The sequence below is a fragment of the Pseudorhodobacter turbinis genome (assembly GCF_005234135.1).
GTDB classification, from domain to species: Bacteria; Pseudomonadota; Alphaproteobacteria; order Rhodobacterales; family Rhodobacteraceae; genus Pseudorhodobacter; species Pseudorhodobacter turbinis.
The window spans coordinates 2,304,080-2,322,302 of the sequence record NZ_CP039964.1 but is presented as its reverse complement, the minus strand read 5'-3'; the positions used below and the strand labels follow the sequence as shown (position 1 = coordinate 2,322,302).

At 59.7% G+C, this 18,223-nt stretch carries 18 protein-coding genes and 1 pseudogene; 15 read left to right on the top strand and 4 right to left on the bottom strand.

Annotated elements, in window-relative coordinates; all coding sequences use genetic code 11:
• Window positions 1–201: 201 nt before the first annotated feature.
• The 8 genes and pseudogenes from EOK75_RS11110 (at window position 202) to EOK75_RS11075 (ending at window position 8,974) form a co-directional block, all read left to right on the top strand.
• Complete coding sequence (locus EOK75_RS11110) at window positions 202–2,400, top strand: transglycosylase domain-containing protein (protein WP_137194015.1); 2,199 nt, start codon at window positions 202–204, stop codon at window positions 2,398–2,400.
• A 132-nt stretch (window positions 2,401–2,532) separates the two neighbouring features.
• On the top strand, window positions 2,533–4,269 hold the full coding sequence (locus EOK75_RS11105; protein WP_137194014.1) for a type I secretion system permease/ATPase: 1,737 nt from the start codon (window positions 2,533–2,535) through the stop codon (window positions 4,267–4,269).
• Complete coding sequence (locus EOK75_RS11100; RefSeq protein WP_137194013.1) at window positions 4,266–5,579, top strand: HlyD family type I secretion periplasmic adaptor subunit; 1,314 nt, start codon at window positions 4,266–4,268, stop codon at window positions 5,577–5,579. The genes EOK75_RS11105 and EOK75_RS11100 overlap by 4 nt, the downstream gene beginning before the upstream one ends.
• Window positions 5,580–5,677: 98 nt before the next feature.
• Window positions 5,678–6,139: a RidA family protein gene (locus EOK75_RS11095; protein WP_137194012.1), complete on the top strand. Its 462-nt coding sequence runs from the start codon at window positions 5,678–5,680 to the stop codon at window positions 6,137–6,139.
• Window positions 6,140–6,242: 103 nt separating this feature from the next.
• The gene (locus tag EOK75_RS11090) at window positions 6,243–7,013 is read left to right on the top strand and encodes a glycerophosphodiester phosphodiesterase family protein (protein ID WP_137194011.1); all 771 of its coding nucleotides are present in this window, start codon (window positions 6,243–6,245) and stop codon (window positions 7,011–7,013) included.
• Between the two features lie 38 nt (window positions 7,014–7,051).
• Window positions 7,052–8,215 carry a GNAT family N-acetyltransferase gene (locus EOK75_RS11085; protein ID WP_137194010.1) on the top strand — a complete coding sequence of 388 codons (1,164 nt, stop codon included), beginning with the start codon at window positions 7,052–7,054 and terminating at the stop codon, window positions 8,213–8,215.
• Between the two features lie 223 nt (window positions 8,216–8,438).
• Window positions 8,439–8,537: pseudogene (locus EOK75_RS11080) on the top strand (transposase); the annotation flags it as partial.
• A gap of 332 nt (window positions 8,538–8,869) precedes the next feature.
• Complete coding sequence (locus EOK75_RS11075; protein WP_137194008.1) at window positions 8,870–8,974, top strand: 4a-hydroxytetrahydrobiopterin dehydratase; 105 nt, start codon at window positions 8,870–8,872, stop codon at window positions 8,972–8,974.
• A gap of 3 nt (window positions 8,975–8,977) precedes the next feature.
• Here the strand turns inward: EOK75_RS11075 and rnd are convergent, their stop codons facing one another.
• Entirely contained in the window at window positions 8,978–10,135 is a 1,158-nt protein-coding gene (gene rnd / locus EOK75_RS11070) for a ribonuclease D (RefSeq protein ID WP_137194007.1), read from the bottom strand.
• 116 nt (window positions 10,136–10,251) lie between these two features.
• On the bottom strand, window positions 10,252–10,740 hold the full coding sequence (locus EOK75_RS11065; RefSeq protein ID WP_137194006.1) for a peroxiredoxin: 489 nt from the start codon (window positions 10,738–10,740) through the stop codon (window positions 10,252–10,254).
• A 108-nt stretch (window positions 10,741–10,848) separates the two neighbouring features.
• On the opposite strand from EOK75_RS11065, the gene EOK75_RS11060 reads away from it, so the two are divergent.
• From EOK75_RS11060 to EOK75_RS11050, 3 genes are read left to right on the top strand one after another with little or no spacing between them, the layout of a single operon-like run.
• A complete protein-coding gene (locus EOK75_RS11060) occupies window positions 10,849–12,051 on the top strand; it encodes an NAD(P)/FAD-dependent oxidoreductase (protein ID WP_137194005.1) in 1,203 nt (400 codons plus the stop codon).
• A complete protein-coding gene (gene rsmD / locus EOK75_RS11055) occupies window positions 12,051–12,617 on the top strand; it encodes a 16S rRNA (guanine(966)-N(2))-methyltransferase RsmD (protein WP_137194004.1) in 567 nt (188 codons plus the stop codon). Before EOK75_RS11060 ends, rsmD begins: the two co-directional genes overlap by 1 nt.
• An 18-nt stretch (window positions 12,618–12,635) precedes the next feature.
• Window positions 12,636–13,289, top strand: a complete 654-nt coding sequence (locus tag EOK75_RS11050) for an HAD family hydrolase (RefSeq protein WP_137194003.1) — start codon at window positions 12,636–12,638, stop codon at window positions 13,287–13,289.
• 3 nt (window positions 13,290–13,292) lie between these two features.
• Here EOK75_RS11050 and map read toward each other — a convergent pair whose 3' ends face one another.
• A complete protein-coding gene (gene map / locus EOK75_RS11045; RefSeq protein ID WP_137194002.1) occupies window positions 13,293–14,177 on the bottom strand; it encodes a type I methionyl aminopeptidase in 885 nt (294 codons plus the stop codon).
• Between the two features lie 150 nt (window positions 14,178–14,327).
• Here map and EOK75_RS11040 point away from each other — a divergent pair, with 150 nt between their 5' ends.
• From EOK75_RS11040 to EOK75_RS11030, 3 genes are read left to right on the top strand one after another with little or no spacing between them, the layout of a single operon-like run.
• Window positions 14,328–15,047: a competence/damage-inducible protein A gene (locus EOK75_RS11040; RefSeq protein WP_137194001.1), complete on the top strand. Its 720-nt coding sequence runs from the start codon at window positions 14,328–14,330 to the stop codon at window positions 15,045–15,047.
• A complete protein-coding gene (locus tag EOK75_RS11035) occupies window positions 15,044–15,763 on the top strand; it encodes a GNAT family N-acetyltransferase (RefSeq protein ID WP_137194000.1) in 720 nt (239 codons plus the stop codon). The genes EOK75_RS11040 and EOK75_RS11035 overlap by 4 nt, the downstream gene beginning before the upstream one ends.
• Window positions 15,764–15,765: 2 nt before the next feature.
• Window positions 15,766–16,713 carry an OmpA family protein gene (locus EOK75_RS11030; protein WP_137193999.1) on the top strand — a complete coding sequence of 316 codons (948 nt, stop codon included), beginning with the start codon at window positions 15,766–15,768 and terminating at the stop codon, window positions 16,711–16,713.
• Here the strand turns inward: EOK75_RS11030 and EOK75_RS11025 are convergent, their stop codons facing one another.
• On the bottom strand, window positions 16,714–17,619 hold the full coding sequence (locus EOK75_RS11025) for a LysR family transcriptional regulator (protein ID WP_137193998.1): 906 nt from the start codon (window positions 17,617–17,619) through the stop codon (window positions 16,714–16,716).
• Window positions 17,620–17,966: 347 nt separating this feature from the next.
• On the opposite strand from EOK75_RS11025, the gene EOK75_RS11020 reads away from it, so the two are divergent.
• Entirely contained in the window at window positions 17,967–18,203 is a 237-nt protein-coding gene (locus EOK75_RS11020; protein ID WP_137193997.1) for an EF-hand domain-containing protein, read from the top strand.
• The last annotated feature ends 20 nt before the right edge of the window (window positions 18,204–18,223 follow it).

Below are 18,223 nucleotides of genomic sequence, written 5' to 3'. Positions count from 1 at the left end.
AGTTTGCAGCTGCAGCACAAGCAACCGGCAGGACCGTTGGTGCAAAAAACAGCATTTGCGCATAAATTTCGCGCGTTTTCGCAAAACCGCCTAAAAAACCGACTTCAATGATACGTCAGCAGGATGCCTTAACACTCCACAATCCGTCGCAACCAAGCTATGGTCGCGCCAAATAATGCGTGAAAACACGAAAGATGTTGAATGAGCAGTTCAGGCAAAAAGCCAATGGTCGCGGATCGCCGCTACAAGAAACCGGCTGGCGGGGGCAAATCCAAGCCGCCCAAAGAGTCACGCGCCAAGGGCCGGGCGCCAAGACGCGCGACAGCCAGACGCGGGCTCTCGGGCTGGATCATGGCATTCTTTGGCCTGATCTGGCGCATCATCTGGGGCTTTACCTGGCGCGCGGGGGCGGTTCTTGCGCTGATCGTGGCGGGCGTCACCTTTTACTTTTATGCGCAGATGCCCCCTGTGGGCGATATGCTCGATGCCCGCGCGCGCGGCTCGGTGACCTTGCTGGACCGCAATGACAAGGTCTTTGCGTGGCGTGGCGAGACCTTTGGCGGCTCGGCCACGGCCGGGAATGTATCGCAATACCTCCACGATGCGGTGATCGCGACCGAGGACCGGCGCTTTTACCGGCATCTCGGCATTTCCCCGCGCGGGATCGCCTCTGCGGTGCGGATCAACCTGCGTGAGGGACGCGGGCCGTTGCAGGGTAATGGCGGCTCCACCATCACGCAGCAGGTTGCCAAGCTTTTGTGTCTTGGCGTGCCCTTTGATCCGACCCAGTGGAAATCCGAGGCAGAGTATGAGGCCGATTGCCGCAAAGGCGGCTTGATGCGCAAAGTCCGTGAGGTGCCCTATGCCTTTGCCCTTGAGGCGCGCTATACCAAGGAAGAGATCCTGACGATCTATTTCAACCGTGCCTATCTGGGCGCAGGTGCCCGCGGGTTTGAGGCCGCCGCCCAACGCTATTTCGGCAAATCCGCCAATGTGGTGAATGCCGCCGAGGCCGCCATGCTTGCCGGATTGCTAAAGGCGCCCTCTACCTATGCGCCGACGGCCAGCCTTCAGCGTGCGCAGGACCGCGCGCAACTTGTGCTTGACCTGATGCGCGAGCAAAGTTTCCTGACCATGGCAGAGCATGAGGCAGCAACCCGCACACCCGCCACCCTGTCAGAGGCCGCCGATGCGCGGGTCGGCACCTATTTTGCCGATTGGGTGATGAGCGAAGGCCCCAACTTCCTGACCAAAGACACCACCGAAGATGTGATTATGCGCACCACGCTAGACCAGCGCCTGCAAACCGCTGCCGAAGGTGCCTTGGCCGAGATTTTCGCGACCAAGGTGCGCGAAGGCTCCAAGGCTGAGGCGGCCGTGGTTGTGATGTCGGCCGATGGTGCGGTGCGGGCAATGGTTGGCGGGCGCAAAAACGTCCCCCCCGGCAGCTTTAACCGCGCGACCATGGCCAACCGGCAAACCGGATCGGCCTTCAAGCCCTTCGTCTATGCCGCCGCGATGGACCTTGGCTATACCCCCGCCGATTATGTCGAGGATGCGCCGCTGACGATCAACGTCCCCGGCTCTGGCCCTTATTCGCCGCGCAACTATACCAACAGGTATCTGGGCCTGATCACGCTGACCAAAGCGCTGGAGCAATCTATCAACGTCGCTGCCGTGCGCATCTCTGAGGCGGTGGGCCGTGATGTGGTGCGCAAAGTGGCCTCTGATTTCGGGATCGAGAGTGACTTGGCGGCTGGCCCCGCGCTGGCGCTTGGTGCCTCCGAATCCACATTGTTGGAGATGACGGGTGCCTTTGCCGGGATCTTGAACGGTGGGTCCTCGGTGCGGCCCTACGGTTTGATCGATCTACGCTTGCAGGGCGACAAGACCCCGATTTTGGGCCAAGACGGCGGCATCGGAGAGCGGGTGATATCGGATCAATCAGCCAAATACCTGACCTATATGATGCATATGGTCGTAGAAGAGGGCACAGGTCGCCGCGCCAAGTTGGAAGGTCGACAGGCGGCGGGTAAAACCGGCACCACCTCGGCGGCGCGAGATGCGTGGTTTATCGGCTTTACCGCCGATTATGTGGCCGGCGTCTGGATGGGCTATGATGACAACACGCCCCTAAGCGGCGTGACGGGGGGCGGTTTGCCCGCCGAGATCTGGCAAGAGGTAATGACCCGTGTGCATGAGGGCATGCCTCCCCGCGCGCTGCCAATGATCATCCCCGAGCCACGTCTGCCGCCTCAGCCCCAGTACCAAGATCCGCAATACCAGCAGCAACAACCGCAAATGCAAGACAATGACCCGCAGGTACAACAGCAACCGAACGAGGCCCCTTTGGCAGACCGCATTTTGCAAGAGGTGTTGGGCATTTTGGGCGGAAACTAGGCAGGCCCTACAAGCTTCGCGCTCTTTTTCACTCCGGCCACCACGGCGGGCAAGGTTCTGATAAGGATTTGGCGTTAGTCTGGGCATAGTCTCGGCATTTTCGCGAAACCTTACAGAAAAGAACGCCCAACCATGACGCAGCGGGACCATCGCACAGGCTTACAAGAGCTGAAGAACGCACGCCGCAAGGGCCGCGGGCTCTACCTCACGATTTTCGTATTCAGTTTTTTCGTCAACCTGCTGATGCTGACGGGTCCACTTTATATGCTGCAGATCTATGACAGGGTGCTGGGCAGCCGGTCAGAGGAGACGTTGCTGGCGCTTTCGGTGCTGGTTTTGGTGCTTTTTATCGCGATGGGATTGCTGGATTACGCGCGCAGCCGGATTATCGCCCGGGTCGGCGCAAGGTTTCAGGCCACCTTGGACAAGCGCGTGTTTCAGGCTGCCGTTCGACGATTGGCGATTGCCCCCGATGATCAGGCCGCAATGATCGCGCAGCGCGATCTGGAGGCTGTGCAACGCTTTCTTTCATCGCCTGTGCATCTGGCCTTTTTCGATATTCCATGGACACCGCTGTTTCTAACCGCAATATTCATTTTCCATCCGGTTCTCGGGTGGCTCGCGATTGCAGGCGGCGTTTGCCTTGTGCTGCTCACCCTTATGAATCGCAACCTGACCAAGGTCCCGCTTGGCCAAGCCAATCTGGCCTCTGTGCATGCAGACCGGATGGCGGACAACCTCAAGGGCGAATCAGAGGCCGTGCAAGCGCTTGGCATGGCTGGGGCCAGTTTTACCCGGTGGCAGCTTGCACGGGACGCCGCCTTACGGGCCAGCGTTGCCGCCACCGATATGGGCGGGATTTTTACGGCCAGCTCCAAAACCTTCCGCCTGTTTTTGCAATCGGCGATGCTTGGGGTCGGAGCCTATCTGGTTTTGCAAGGCGCGTTAAGCGCCGGTGCGATGATTGCAGGTTCCATTCTGCTGGGCCGCGCTTTGGCCCCAATTGAGGTGTTGGTCAGCCAATGGGCGCTGGTGCAAAGATCCCAGCAAGGCTGGGCGCGCCTTGCGGATTTGCTGTCATCGCAACCTGCCAATGTGGCACGTACTGCCCTGCCCCGTCCCCGCGCGGTTCTTGATATCCAGTCCCTGACTGTGGTGCCGCCCGGCGGGAACCAAACCGTTCTGCGCATGGTCTCCTTCACCGTTCAAGCCGGACAGGCCATCGGCATTATAGGGCCGTCGGGGTCCGGGAAATCCACTCTCGCGCGGGCTTTGACCGGGGTTTGGCGGCCCGCGGGCGGCACGATCCGGTTGGATGGGGCCACGCTCGACCAATATGATCCGGATATATTGGGCAGATATATCGGCTATCTGCCGCAGCGCATCACCCTGTTTGACGGCACGATCGCCGAGAATATCGCGCGGCTTTCTTTGCAGGCCGACCCTGCGGACATTGTAAAGGCCGCTCGCCGTGCTGCGGCCCATGACATGATATTGAAGCTGCCCGACGGCTATGACACCCGTATCTCCAGCTTGGGCGGGCGGCTGTCGGGGGGCCAGATACAGCGTATCGGCCTTGCCCGCGCCCTCTATGGGGATCCGGTGTTTCTGGTGCTTGATGAACCGAATTCCAACCTTGATAGTGAAGGGTCAACGGCTTTGAACCACGCCATCCGCGCGATGAAGAAGGCGGGAAATTCGGTGCTGATCATGGCGCACCGCCCTGCTGCCATTCAGGAATGCGATATGCTTTTGGTTCTGGAAAACGGCACCCGCCGCGCCTTTGGCCCGCGCGACCAGGTGCTGCGTGACATGGTCAAAAACCATAGCGAAATTACCCAAGCCAACACTCAGGGGGGCGCGGCATGAGCCAGATCCCCCCCCCATCGGCGCAAGACTGGCCCGTGCGCAAGCCCGTCATGATCGGGCTGGCAACGTTGTTCGTGTTGGTCGTCCTCATCGGCGGGTGGAGCGTGATGACAACCATCACAGGGGCGATCGTCGCCTCAGGCCGGATCGAGGTGGAACAGAACCGCCAGATCGTTCAGCATCCCGATGGCGGGGTTGTCGCCTCTATTCATGTCGTGGAATCGCAACCGGTCAAGGCCGGGGATTTGCTGCTGCGGCTGGACGGCGCCGCCCTGAAGTCGGAGCTGGCGATCGTCGAGGGGCAGTTCTTTGAGGTGCTTGCCCGCCGCGCCCGACTGGAGGCAGAGCGCGATGACAAGGCCCAGATCAGCTTTCCCGCAGAACTGGTGGACGCCACATCCCACACCCCCATAAAAGCCTTGATGGAGGGGCAGCGCCGCCTCTTTGCCGCGCGAAAAGAAACTGTGACGCAACAGTTGGACCAGCTTGCCAAACGCAGTGCCCAGATCGACAGCCAGATCACGGGGATCGCCGCACAATCACATGCAATGGACCTACAAATCACGCTGATAAATCAAGAGCTTCAGACACAAAAAGATCTGCTAGCCAAAGGTTTGGCCCAAGCGCCACGCCTATTGAGTCTGCAACGTGAAGCCGCCCGACTTGAGGGCCAAGCAGGGGAGCTGGCCGCCACGCGCGCGCAATCCCTAGGCCGCATCACCGAGATTGAGATCGAGGTTCTGAAACTTGCCGCCGCCCGCCGCGAGGAGGCAAACACCGAGCTGCGCGATATCGGCACCCGCGAGCTTGAACTGGCAGAGCGCCGCCGCGCCCTGACAGAACGTATCACGCGGCTCGATATTGTGGCGCCGGTGTCGGGCATTGTGCTTGGCCTGCAGGTGACCACCCCACGCGCGGTTTTGCGCCCCGCCGACCCGGTGCTTTACCTCATCCCCCAAGATCGCCCGCTGGTGATCGCAGCACAGGTACAGCCGTATCACATTGACCAAATCCGTGTCGGCCAACCTGCAAAACTGGTCTTTTCCGCCTTTCCCTCCCGCACCACCCCGGAACTTTCGGGGCACATCACAGCGGTTTCCGCCGATGCGCTAACCGATCAACGCACGCAAATGCCCTATTACCGTGCCGAAATCATCCCCAATCCGGGAGAAACTGAAAAACTAGAGGGGTTAACCCTGATTCCCGGCATGCCGGTCGAGGCGTTTATCCGCACGCAAGAGCGAACACCTCTGGCCTATCTGCTCAAACCCTTTGCCGACTATTTTTCCCGCGCTTTCCGCGAGGAATAAACAAACAAAAGCGCGTCTCATCGCCAGAACATAGTGAATTTCCATTTCACCATAGGGGGAAAAGGGGTAGCCTCGTCCAAACACTCGAAAGGACGAAAATGACAATCGCTTCCCGCCTTGCCGAACGTGGCATCACATTGCCAAACGCCCCTGCCCCCGCCGCCAACTATGTCCCATTTGTTCTGGACGGCAACACGCTTTATGTCTCCGGCCAGATCAGCCAAGGCCCCGATGGCCTTATCAAGGGCCGTCTTGGTGACAATCTGACAGCCGAGGAAGGCGCCGCAGCAGCGCAACGCTGTGCCATTTCCTTGCTGGCCCAGGTAAATGCCGCCTGTAACGGCGATCTTTCGCGGCTCAAGCGGGTCATCAAGCTGACCGGATTTGTCAATTCCACTGCCGATTTTACCGATCAGCCAAAGGTCATCAACGGCGCTTCGGATTTCTTGGTTGAAATCTTGGGCGATGCTGGCCGCCATGCGCGCTCTGCCGTTTCTGCCGCATCCCTGCCTTTGGGTGTCGCCGTAGAAATCGAAGGCATCTTTGAAATCTCTGCCTAAAAACCACTTTTCGGAAACACCGATACTCGGGGGCCGGCTTTGGCCCGCGAACACCGGTCTGGGGGCGCTGCGCCCCCTTTCCGATCAACATAAGCGAAATGCCATGTCTCTTGCCCTACATGCCGATTTTCTGACCAAGCCTATTGCCCACCGCGCCTTGCACGATATCCGCGACCGTCGCCCCGAAAATTCCCGCGCGGCCATTCGTGCGGCGATTGCTGCGGGCTACGCGATCGAGATTGACCTGCAACTGTCTCGCGACGGTCAGGCAATGGTATTCCACGATGATATTTTGGACCGGCTGACGCTGGAAACCGGCCCCGTCAACCAACGCTCCGCGGCAGAGCTGTCACATATTCCGCTGCGTGGCGGGCGCGAAACCATCCCCGGGCTGCCCGAAATCCTTGCCCTTGTGGCCGGTCAGGTCCCCCTTCTGATCGAACTTAAAGACCAGCAAGGAGAGCTTGGCCCCACCGACGGCAAGCTTGAGGCCGCAACAGCCGCCGCCCTTGAAGGCTATGGCGGGCCAGTGGCGATTATGTCGTTCAACCCCAATTCGGTGATCATCATGGCCCGGCTTTGCCCGCTGATCCCGCGCGGCATCACCACCTGTTCGTTCGATCCGGCAAATTGGGCTCCGATACCGGCGGCAACCTGTGACCGGCTGCGCATGATCCCCGATTATGACCATGCCAATGCCAGTTTCATCAGCCATGCCGCCAAAGATCTGGATAACCCGCGCGTAACGGAGCTGCGCAACAAAGGCGCGGCCATCCTGTGCTGGACCATCACCTCGCCCGAGGCCGAGAGCAAAGCCCGCGAAGTCGTACAGAACATCACGTTCGAAGGCTATCTTCCCACCCCACTCGAATAACCTGCCCCCGTTTTCAGGCGGCCCGCCCAAAGGTTCCCATGGCTGACATCGACGTGACGTTGCACAGCAGTTTCGCCGAAATCCCCGCCAAGGATTGGGATGCGCTGGCCTGCCCTGAACAAGAAACTGGCCGCGCCATTGATCCTTTCACCACGCACCGGTTTTTACTGGCGCTGGAGGAGTCCGGCTCTATCGGCCAGCGGTCGGGGTGGCATCCCCGGCCTGTGGTGGTGCGACAGGCAGGGCGTGCGATTGCCGCGATGCCGATGTTCGTCAAATCCCACAGTCAGGGTGAATATATCTTTGACCACAACTGGGCGCACGCCTTTGAACGGGCGGGCGGCGCCTATTACCCCAAGCTGCAAGTGGCCGCGCCGTTCACCCCCGCAACCGGCCGCCGTTTCCTGACCTTGCCGGATAAGGAAGCTCAAGGCACCCAAGCCCTGATCACCGCCGCAACCCAAGTGGCCCGCCAGAACGATCTTTCCTCGCTGCATATCACTTTTTGCACCGAAGCGGAGGCTGCACGGGGCGCAGATTTGGGTCTGATGATGCGCGTTACCCAACAATATCATTGGCAAAACAACGACTACGCCAACTTTGACGCCTTCCTCGCCCAGCTTTCATCGCGCAAGCGCAAAGCTATCCGCAAAGAGCGTCAAACCGCAAATGCGGCGGGCCTCGAGATTCGCGCACTGACAGGGGATGAGATTACCCCCGATCATTGGGATGCGTTTTGGGTGTTTTACCAGGATACTGGCGCGCGCAAATGGGGCACCCCCTATCTGACCCGCGCGGCTTTTGACCGCTTTCACGCCACGATGCGCGACGATATCTTGCTGGTTCTGGCCTTTGACGGTGATGAACCCGTGGCGGGCGCGTTGAATTTCATCGGGCGCGAAGCGCTTTTCGGGCGCTATTGGGGCTGCACCCAAGATCACCCCTGCCTGCATTTTGAGCTGTGCTATTACCGCGCGATTGATTGGGCGATTGCGCACGGGTTGCAACGGGTAGAGGCAGGCGCGCAGGGCGATCACAAACTGGCGCGCGGCTATCTTCCTTCTCCGGTTTACTCCCTCCATTGGATCGCAAATGAGGGTTTTGCACGGGCGGTCAGTGACTATTTGACGGCCGAACGCAACGCGGTGGAGGAGGATATCGAGATCCTCACCAGCTATGGCCCGTTTCGCAACACATCATGACGGAGGACCGAATGACCAGACCGGACGACGATGCCCTCGCCCCGCTTCTTGCTTCTTGCTAATTGCTAATTGCTGAGAAATGAGGCCTGTCCGCGATGCCATCACCAAGACCTACCGCTTTCGCAATTTCATCGAGGCTTTTGGTTTCAACGGTAATCCCCCCGCAAAATGGTTGTGTTGAAAACTAGAGTTTTCGCGGCAAGATATACCAAGAAGATTCACTATGAAGACGTCACGATATTCAGAGGCGCAGATTGTCTCGATCTTGAAAGAAGCTGAGAACGGCGTGCCCGTCCCTGAACTGTGTCGCACGCACGGGATGATGCCATTGCCCGGCAGGCGATTGCAAAGCAATCTGCCGTGAGGGTCAAAGGCGAGAGATGGCCGTTTTCTACCTGACTTATGCCTTTGTGTATAAATGGGGTTATGATCGAGCCTTCCTTTTGTCCAAAGAAGCGTAGTCTTCGTTGACATGCTGTTCTCTTTTCGAGCCTGCAGATCTTGTCAGGATCCCCCCCCAACGCCGCATTGACCGAAAGACAGGCCAAGGTAGCTTGCCAAACGCCAGTGGCGTAAGCGCAAAGCGCCAAAATAATATAAATACCTGTTTATTATAATAAAATCGCCCACCTTGCGGTGGGCGATGGTCATTTGATGTGTCCTACAGTCACCGTCAGCTTGATCACCCATGATACGGATGGGCTAACCGAAAAGGACATAAAGCTGGCCAGAAAAATGGATTTGCTGGCCGCGCTGTAAACGTTAGAGGCGCACAACCTTGATGTTATTGCCCTTGGCCGAAAGCGCGATTTCACCGCGGCACAGACGCAGCGCATCCTCACCAAAGGCTTCATTTCGCCAACCGGCAAGGGCCGCAACCTTGCGCTGCCCGCCCGCAATCTGATCCAGATCCGAGGCAGAGGCGATCAGTTTTGCAGCGACGCCCAGCTCTTCGGATTTCGCCTTAAGCAACACTCGCAACAAGTCGGCCAGCGCCGGATTTACCTGCATCTGGTCCTTGCCATTATCGATCTTTGGCAAGGTATCCGGCTTTGCCTCTACGCCTGCTTTGACCGCTGCAAGCAGCCCCTCGGCGATCTCTCCGCGCCGCGCCTCACGCAAGAGCAGACGCGAACGGCCAAGATCTTCGACCGTGGTGGGTTTGGTTGATGCAAGCTCCAACAGCGCGTCATCCTTGACCACACGGCTGCGCGGAACGTTGTGCCCCTGCGCATAAGCCTCGCGGAATTGGGCCAATTCCTTTACAATCGCCAAAAACCGCGCCGAGCTGGTGCGCGTCTTGATGCGCTGCCATGCCTCATGCGGGCGGATGGTATAGGTTTCGGGATCGGTCAGAACGCCCAGTTCTTCTTCCACCCATTTCTGGCGGCCGCTTTCGGCGATCTGCTCGGCCAAGGCCTCATAGATCACGCGCAGATGGGTGACATCGGCCAGCGCATAGGTTTTCTGTGCCTCGCTCAGCGGGCGGCGGGACCAATCGGTGAAGCGGCTGGTTTTATCCAACGGCTCATGCGCGATTTTGCGCACCAAGGTTTCATAGCCGACCTGCTCACCAAAGCCGCAGACCATCGCGGCGACCTGCGTATCAAACAGTGGCTTGGGGAAACAATTGCCCTCAACAAAGAAAATCTCAAGATCCTGACGGGCGGCGTGGAACACTTTGACGGTCGCCTCATGGCGAAACAGGTCATAAAGCGGTTCCAGCGACATCTCGGCGCCGTCGATCGGATCCACCAGCACGGCATCGCCATCTTTGCCCGGAAGCGCCATCTGGATCAGGCACAGTTTGGACCAATAGGTGCGTTCGCGCAGGAACTCTGTGTCGATCGTCACATAGCTTTCATTTTTGGCGGCATCACAAAACGCGGCCAGCTCTTGCGTTGTTGTTATCGTTCTCATCAAAATCCTGCTATAAGCAAATTGCACGGGGTCATCCCGCATAATTTGCTATAGGCGCGCTTTGCAGCAAAAGAAAGCCCTGCAACGCAATGTGGCAAGGCTTTCTTTCAGGGTTTTTAGATCGCAGCCAGCATGGATTCGCCGCCCGAAACCTCACAGGCGCCGGGGCTTTCTTCTAGGTGCAGAACCTTCACAACCCCGTTTTCGGCCAAAAGCGCATAGCGTTTGGACCGTGCCAACAGGCCGGCAGGTGGCGCGTCAAAGGTCATATCCATCGCACGGGTAAAGGCGCTGCCACTGTCGGACAGCAAGGTGATGCCCGCCTCTGTGCCGCCTGTCGTCTCACCCCACGCTTTCATCACGAAGGGGTCATTGACCGAAACACAAATCACCTCATCCACGCCTTTGGCGGCCAGCGCGTCTTTGGTGCGGATAAAGCTGGGCATATGCGAGGAATGGCAGGTTGGCGTAAACGCCCCCGGCACCGCGAAAATCACCACTTTGCGGCCTTTTGTCAGCGCGCCAAGGCTAACCTCTTCTGGACCCGCCTCACCCAAACGCAGCAAATTCGCCTCTGGCAATGTATCCCCGATAGAAATTGTCATGTTGTTCTTCCTCTCGCGTTGCGTTTCCTCTGCCCACAGATATAGGCTTCCCCCAAAGGCGCGGCTAGTGATGATTTGGAAAAACCGCAGCCAGCAGGAAGGATACGGATGACGCATACAATCGTAATCGGGGCTGGGCAGGCCGGTGCATCGCTTGTGGCCAAATTGCGTACCTTGGGGGAAACCGGGCGCATCACCCTGATCGGTGCCGAAACCGCGCCGCCCTATCAGCGCCCGCCCCTGTCCAAAGCCTATCTGCTGGGTGAGATGCCCGCCGAACGTTTGTTCCTGCGCCCAGAAGAGTTTTATGCTGATCATGACATTGTCTTGCGTCTTGGCGCCACTGTCACCGCGATTGATCCGGTCGCCAAAACCGTCACCCTTGGGGATGAGGTTCTGACATATGACAGGTTGGCACTGACCACCGGTTCATCGCCCCGCCGCTTGCCCGCCGCAATGGGGGGCGATTTGCAGGGGGTGTTCACCCTGCGTGATCTGGCCGATGTCGATGCGATGCAACGCTATTTCGCCACCGGAAAACAGGTGGTGATCGTGGGCGGCGGCTATATCGGGCTGGAGGGGGCCGCGGTGGCGGCAAAGCTGGGGCTGGATGTGACCGTGCTGGAAATGGCCCCGCGGATTTTGCAGCGCGTTGCGGCGGCGGAAACCTCTAATTTCTTTCGTGATTTGCATCGCACCCACGGCGTGAAAATCCTTGAGGGCACGGGGCTGGAACGCTTGCTCGGCGGCCCTCATGTCACCGGTGCACGCCTGTCGGACGGGCAAGAGATTGCGGCGGATTTCGTCATGGTCGGGGTCGGGATTACCCCCAACACCGCGCTGGCCGAGGCGGCGGGCCTTACGATTGACAACGGGATCGCCACCGATGCGCTTGGCCGCACCTCTGCGCCTGATATCTGGGCGGCGGGCGATTGCGCCAGTTTCCCCGTGCCAAATGGCCGGATGCGGCTGGAATCGGTCCCCCATGCGATCGAGAAGGCCGAATGCGTTGCCGCCAATATGCTGGGGGCCGCCAAGGATTACGTGCCGGCACCGTGGTTCTGGTCCGATCAATATGATATCAAACTGCAAATTGCGGGGCTTAACACCGGCTATGACCGCATCACCACACGCCGCACCGAGGGGGCCGTTTCATTCTGGTACTACCAAGGCGAAAAGCTGCTCGCGGTGGATGCGATGAATGACCCGCGCGCCTTCATGGTCGCCAAACGCCTGCTTGCAGCGGGCAAATCCCCAAACCCCGCACAGGTCAGCGATCCCGCGACCGAACTGAAAGCACTGTTGTCATAATGCGTATCATCGGCGGCACCCACCGCGGCACCCATCTGGCAGATGTGGGTAAAGGCGACATCCCCGCCCATCTGCGCCCCACATCGGACCGCGTCCGAGAGGCGATCTTTAACCTGCTGATCAACGGGCGTCTTGATGGCGGACCGAATCCGGTGACGGGCGCGCGGGTGCTTGATCTGTTCGCAGGCACCGGGGCGCTGGGGCTGGAGGCCCTGAGCCGTGGCGCGGAGAATGCCACTTTTGTCGATGATGGCAAACCCGCGCTGGCCATCTTGAAACGCAACCTTGAGATCACGCGCCTGACCGCTGGCATTTTGCGTCAATCGGCGCTGAAACTGCCGCCAAACCCCGCCGCGCCCTATGATCTGATCTTCCTCGACCCGCCCTACGGCAAACAAATGGGCGAGGCCGCGCTGGCCGCCGCAATCGTAGGGCACTGGATCGCCCCAAGCGCCGTCGTCGTCTGGGAGGAAAACGCCCCCGTCACCTTGCCCGCAGGCTTTGCCTTGTTGGACCAGCGCAAATATGGCGACACCACAATCACCATCCTGCGCGCCCCCGCATAACCCCGAAAGAGGCCCCGAATGACCCCCAAAGCCATTTTATTCGACTGTGATGGCGTGCTGGTTGACAGTGAAGCCATCACCTTCACCCTGCTGGCCGAGGATCTTGCCGATCACGGGCTGAACCTGACACGCGCCGAGATGGAGCAACGCTTTTTGGGCGGCACGATTGGCGGGCTTTTTACCGCTGCGCGCGGCCTTGGGGCTAGCCTGCCGGATGATTGGATCGATACGTTCTACGCCCGTCTTTATGCACGGTTGGCGCAAGGCACGCCCCTGATCGACGGCGCCGAAGAGGTGCTGGCAGTAATCGCCAAGGCCGGAATACCCTGTGCGGTCGGTTCTAACGGGTCGGACCAAAAGATGCAGATCACGCTTGGGCAATACCCTGACCTGAAGGCGCAATTCCACGGGCATCTCTATTCCGGCCAAAGCCTTGGCTGCCCAAAGCCCGACCCGGGGCTGTGGCTGCATGCCGCACAGGCTTTGGGCGTGGCACCGGCAGATTGTGTGGTGATTGATGACAGCCCGACGGGATGCCTCGGGGCCAGAAATGCCGGGATACGTTGCCTTGGGCTGGCCGAACATGATGACGGCGCAAGGCTCGCCGCCACAGGGGCAGAGGTTATCCACTCCCTGCGCGACGTGCCTGCAAAGCTGGGGCTTGGCGGCTAGGGCCTAGCCCTCCAGCGCGGATTTATAGACGTCGCCGGGCGAAAGCGTGAAAATCTCGGCACCCGTCGCCGTTACACCGATTGAATGCTCATATTGCGCGCTAAGCTTGCCATCGCGGGTGACGGCGGTCCATTCATCGGCCAGCACTTCGGTTTCGGCACGCCCCAGATTGACCATCGGCTCAATCGTGAAGAACATCCCCTGTTCCAGAACAGCCGTGCGATCCTGAACATTGCGCCGCAGCGCAGAGATTTTATTGCCCTGCGCATCTTTGCGAAAGCCTGCGTAATGCACCACATTCGGCGGGGCGTGAAAGACGCGGCCAATGCCATGCCCGCAAAAGTCGCGCACCACAGACAGACCCTGTTTCTCGACATAGGACTGGATCGCATAGCCGATGTCGCCAAAGGTATTGCCCGGCTTTACGGCCTCGATCCCCAGCATCAAGCTGTCATGGGTAACCTGCATCAGACGTTTGGCAAAGGGTTTGGGCTTGCCCGCCACATACATGCGGCTGGTATCACCGTACCACCCGTCCAGAATGATCGTGACGTCGATGTTCAGGATATCACCCTCGCGGATCACATCATTGGACCGCTTCGGGATCTTGCTGCCCGGAATCCCGTGGCACACCACATGATTGACCGAGATACAGGAGGCATGCTCATACCCGCGATAACCGATGGTGGCCGAGGTGACGCCGCGGCGCTCTACCTCGTCGGTGATGAATTTATCCAGCGCATAGGTGGTAACGCCCGGCACGACCAATGGGCCGACAAGGTCCAGTATTTCGGCCGCGACCTTGCCCGCCGCATGCATCCCCGCAAAATCCGCGTCTTCATAGATGCGAATGCCGTCTTTTGTAATCCGTCCGCGCGTCTCGTCCACAACCCGTGCCTTCCTGCAACCGCTTTGGCCCCTAATTAGGCCCGTCGCGCCAAAATTGCCAGACCTTGCGGGCGGGTCGTTGATTTTCAGGGTTTGAAACCACACATTCCTCGCCCTATATCAGATAAACACATGCCCACAGGAGGCCATATGACCAACCCCACCGCCGCGATGCTGGTCATCGGAGACGAGATCCTTTCAGGCCGCACCCGTGACAGCAACATGCACTTTCTGGCGGGCGAACTGACCCGCCACGGCATTGATCTGGCCGAGGTGCGGGTCGTCTCGGATGACCGCGCGGCCATTATCGCCGCGGTCAATGCGCTGCGCAGCGCGTATGGTCAGGTGTTCACCTCGGGCGGGATCGGCCCCACCCATGATGACATCACCGCCGAGGCCGTCGCCGCCGCCTTTGACACCCCCATCAGCCAACGCGCCGATGCGATGGCGCTGCTGGCCGCGCATTACGAACGGTCCGGCATGCCCTTCAACGAGGCCCGTCAGCGTATGGCGCGCATCCCCGATGGGGCAACCTTGATTGACAACCCGATCTCTACCGCGCCCGGCTTTACCATTGGCAATGTGCATGTGATGGCCGGTGTGCCCAATATATTTCAGGCGATGGTCGCCAGCGTCCTGCCCACCCTAACCGGTGGAGCGCCATTGCTCAGCCAATCCCTGCGCGTTGATCGCGGTGAGGGTGAGGTGGCCGCACCCTTTGGCGCGCTGGCCGCCGAATACCCCGATCTGTCGATGGGGTCCTACCCCTTTGTCGTGAACGGCGCTTACGGGACCAATTTGGTAATCCGTGGCACGGATGCCGCCCAAATCGATGCGGCGATGATGCGGCTTGCGGCGATGTTCACATGACAAAACCCATCGATATAGACGCCGTCACCGAGGCCACATGGCCCCCCGCAAGCATCACCCAGCACGGGCCGTGGCGGGTGCGCGAGGGGCGCAGTGGCGGGCAGCGCGTATCGGCCACCACCGCCAATGGCCCGGTAAATGCCTCCGACATTGCCCAAGCCGAAGCCGCGATGGCCGCCCTTGGCCAGACCCCGCTGTTCATGGTCCGACCAAGCGATGCAGCCCTTGATGGCCTGCTAGACGCACAAGGCTATCTGCGCCACGATCCGGTGGTGATCTATGCCGCCCCCGTAACGACATTGGCAGATCCTGCGCTCTCGCCCATGGCGGCGTTTACCATCTGGCCCCCCTTGGGCATTGCCACCCAGCTTTGGGCCGAGGCCGGTATCGGGGCGGGGCGCCTGGCCGTTATGGACCGTACCCAAGGCCCCAAGACCTGCCTTCTCGGGCGCGTCAATGATCGTGCGGCGGGGGTGGCCTTTATCGCCTGCCACGGCAAAACCGCGATGCTGCACGCGCTGGAAATCTCTCCCAGCCAGCGGCGCAACGGCGCTGCGCGCAATATGATGCGGGCCGCTGCGGTCTGGGCGGCGGATCAGGGGGCGGATACGCTTTGCCTTGCTGTGACGGAAAACAACATTGCCGCACGTGCGCTTTATGCCAACCTTGGCATGGATGAGGTGGGTGCCTATCACTACCGCGTCAAACAGGGCTAGCGATGGGCAAAGCAATACAAGCATGGATCGGATTGGCGTTCTTAGCCGCGGCGTCGGGGGCGCAGGCATTTACGCTGGAATTTCCCGGCCCGGCCACGCCGACCGCCGCCCCCGACACCACGCGCGCCAGCTTTGCCATGCCCACGGGCCGCTGGACCAAAGACGGGCTGCCCAGCAAGATCATCGACGGCACCATTGAGCGCGCCGCGTGGCAGATCGATACGCCCGGCCTTAGCAGCCTTGACCTGATCCAACCGCTGCGCGCGCAACTGCTTGCTGCCGGTTTCACCCCCGTCTTTGAATGTGAAACCCAAGGCTGCGGCGGCTTTGATTTCCGCTTTGCAATCGATGTGCTGCCCGAACCCGACATGCATGTGGACCTTGGCGATTTCCGTTATCTTTCGGTGGAGCGCGAGGTTGAGGCCGGCCCCGAGGCGATCGGCCTTTTGGTCAGCCGCTCTGCCAGCAAGGGGTTTGTGCAAATCACCCGCGCGATAGAGGATGCAGGCCCGCCGCTTTTTGCCGCAACGAATATCGTCACACAGCAGGACACCCCCCTGCTGCCCGCAACGGACAGTGATCTCGCCCAGCTTTTTGACACCGGGACCGCCGTGCTGGAGGGGCTCGACTTTGGCACGGGCGCTGCCGATTTAAGCGAGGGGCCATATGCGGCGCTGGCCACCTTGGCCGATTGGCTGCTTGCCAACCCCGACCGGCGCGTGGCGCTGGTGGGGCATACGGATGCGTCGGGCAGGTTGGAGGGGAATATCGTCATCTCCAAACGCCGCGCAGCCTCTGTCCGTACCCGCCTGATTGAGGTTTACGGCATTCCGCCCGCGCAAATAGAGGCGCAGGGCGTGGGTTATCTGGCCCCCATTGCCAGCAACCTGACCGAAGAGGGCCGCCAGAAGAACCGGCGGGTCGAGGCTATTTTGACCGCAGCCGAGTAGCTACCAGCCGTCCGGCCCCTGATCGGCATAGCGCCGCGCCAGAAAATCAATGAAGGCGCGCACTTTGGGCTGCGTAAATCGTCCCGGCGGATATACCGCATAGATGCCAAGCGTATCAACCGGCAAGTTGGGGATCGCCTCAACCACCTCACCTTTTTTCAGGGCATCAGCATATAGAAACGATGGCAGATAGGCGATGCCAAGCCCCGATATCGCAGCATTCAGCAACGACTGGCCATCATTGACCGTCAGCCAGCCCGCCGTGCGCACTTGTCGCTTTTCTCCCGATGGCGAAGGAATTTTCCACACATTTCCGTTCGCTTGGTTCGAATAGTGCAAAAGTTTGTGTTCGTTCAGATCGTCGATCTTCATCGGACGCCCGTGCTTTTGGAAATAGCCGGGGGAGGCGATCATACGTTTGGAAGTCTCTGTCAATTTGCGCGCCCGCAAGCTGCTATCTTCCAGATCACCGATCCGAACCGCCATATCGAAGCCTTCGGAAATCAGCTCTACATAGCGGTTATTGAGCACCATATTGACGGTGATATCCGGATATTCCGCCAGAAAATCCCCCAAGATCGGCGAGAGCAGGCTCACACCAAAATCCGTCGCCACGCTGATGCGCAACAGGCCCGTGGGCGCGGATTGCATCGAGGTGACAAGCGCATCCGCCTCCCCTGCGTCATTGAGCACACGGCGGGCGCGGTCATAATAGGCAAGGCCAATCTCGGTCGGGCTGACGCGGCGGGTGGTACGGTTCAGCAACCTCGCCCCCAGCCGTGCCTCAAGCGAGGAGACATGTTTGGAAACAGCAGATTTGGAGATTCCCAGCTTGCGCGCCGCATCGGTGAACCCACCCTGATCCACCACCGTGGCGAAAGCTTCCATTTCAGTCAGTCGATCCATTGTATTCCCTATGCGATAAGTACAGGCCTATGCCCCCTTACTGATCACCAATTCGGGCAATATCGCGGCACAAGCGCGGCCAGTTAGGGGTTATTTACAAGGATCGTTAATGGCCCGGAAACAAACATGGGCGGCAATAGCGCGCTGATTTGGGCCGGTTCTGGCGGCAAGAAAAGGGGCTGGATTTGCTTTGCGCGGAAAATTGTTTCCCGATTTAGCCCTATCGGCGAAAATTTGGCGGGGATTTCCGCCTATAGGTGCGCCCTATGGAATAGTGTTCCGACGCGGATTAGCTCTGTTCAGGCGAAGGCATGGTGCCTGCGCCCAACTTGTTGAAGGAATATGATATGACCCGTTTGATGATCGCACTTGGCCTTGTCGCCGGCATGACCACCCTTCCCGCCCTTGCCCAAGAGGCCCCTGCCGACGTCGATGGCAATGGAACATGGTCGATGGAGGAACTGGTCGCGACCTATCCCAACATGACCGAAGAGGTCTTTGCCGCGATGGATGCGAACGCCGATGGCGAGGTTGATCCGGCCGAGTTCAATACCGCGACGGGCGCGGATCTGTTGGTGCAATAAGCGCCTCTTGCCGGGGAAAG